The following is a 1,464-nucleotide window of genomic DNA, read 5'->3' on the forward strand; positions in this document are numbered from 1 at the left end:
TAAAGTGGACCCTTTGTCAAGGACACTAGAAAAAAAGAGTGGCTAAGCCGCCATTAAAAGCTGATTTCTATATTGAATAGGAGTCAGCTTTTTCAAATTCCACTGATATCTATAATTATTGTAGTAATACATATAATTATCCACCAAAAATTGTAATTCATCTAATGTATTACAATTTCTATAATCAATTTCATCTTTCATATGTCCAAAGAAAGATTCCTGCGGAGCATTGTCCCAACAATTTCCTTTTCTTGACATAGATTGACCAATATTATGATTTTTAAGAAGTTTTTGAAATATTGGACTTGTATAATGAGAACCTTGATCTGAGTGAATAAATACATCTTTATGTAGTTTAAATGATTTTATGCTCGTTAAATTATCAATAGTTTTTGTAACAAGCTCCATTGCTAAACTATTTGATAAATAATATGCTAATATTTCATTAGTAGAGGAATCTTTTATAGTTGATAAATAAGCTATTTTATTATTGCCGTAAGGCATATATGTAATATCTGTTAATAGTACTTTTCCTGGAATATCTTGTTTGAATTCTCTATTTAATATATTAGGAACAACACTGTGTTCTTGCGTAGCTTTAGCTATACGTTTAGATGAATTAGCTTTACGGATAGGGCAAATAATACTATACTTTCTCATTATTCTTTGAATTTTCTTTCTGTTCATTTTTATATTAAATTCATTTTCAAGTGTCATTTTTATAGACCTAGAACCTTTCTTGTATCCACGATGATCAAATCCTTTTAGAATAATATCTCTTGTTTTAATATCTTTAATTTCCTTTGCATTTCTAAGGTCTTTTGATTTCAAAAATCTATAATACCCCGAAGTAGAAACATTTGATATTTTACACAAATGTCTCACCATTCTAATTAAGTTAAATTTAGAAATCAAACTATGTATCAATTCAAATATCTTTGATGATTGTAATTTGCTATTTTTCACCTGCCTTTCGCTTGCTTCTAGCTTTTTTACAAGTTCAAGCTCCGCTTTTAGGTACTCAATTTCAGCATCCTTTTTAGCTAAAATTTCGTCCATAGTTAGTTCACGATTAAGTGTTCTACCTGATTTTAATGTTCTTGTATCTTCTAAACCTAATACACCTTTATCTTTATATGATTTTCGCCATCTTAAGCTAGCACTTTGAACACGCTTAATACCTATAATATCTACATCAAATCCAAAATCTTCAAAGATTTGTCTAGATGTTTTTCCCATTTCATACTCTGCAATAAAAAGTAGTTTAAATTCGTTAGTATATGTAATTCCCTTTTTAGTAACATTTTTCACATATTTATTTATAGATAATTCTTTAATTTCTTTATTAGAAAATATTTTTTTGCTCATAATTATTCAACTCCTCTATACCTATTTTTACATAAAAATAAACCCTATACAAGTAAACACTCTTTTTCTAGCGTCTACTGTATAGGGTCCACTTTA

Annotated in this window: 1 protein-coding gene; it reads right to left on the bottom strand. The window is 27.9% G+C overall.

From position 1 onward, the window contains the following. Positions 1-42 precede the first annotated feature (42 nt). Positions 43-1,368, bottom strand: a complete 1,326-nt coding sequence (locus tag K0040_RS19770) for an IS3 family transposase (protein ID WP_228110406.1) — start codon at positions 1,366-1,368, stop codon at positions 43-45. Between the last annotated feature and the right edge of the window lie 96 nt (positions 1,369-1,464).

The sequence above is a fragment of the Terrisporobacter petrolearius genome (assembly GCF_020748185.1).
In the GTDB taxonomy this organism is placed as follows: domain Bacteria; phylum Bacillota; class Clostridia; order Peptostreptococcales; family Peptostreptococcaceae; genus Terrisporobacter; species Terrisporobacter petrolearius.

What these genes read in the sequence shown, in the direction of transcription:
- K0040_RS19770 (WP_228110406.1), bottom strand. Translation starts at nt 1,368, where the DNA reads ATGAGCAAAAAAATATTTTCTAATAAAGAAATTAAAGAATTATCTATA.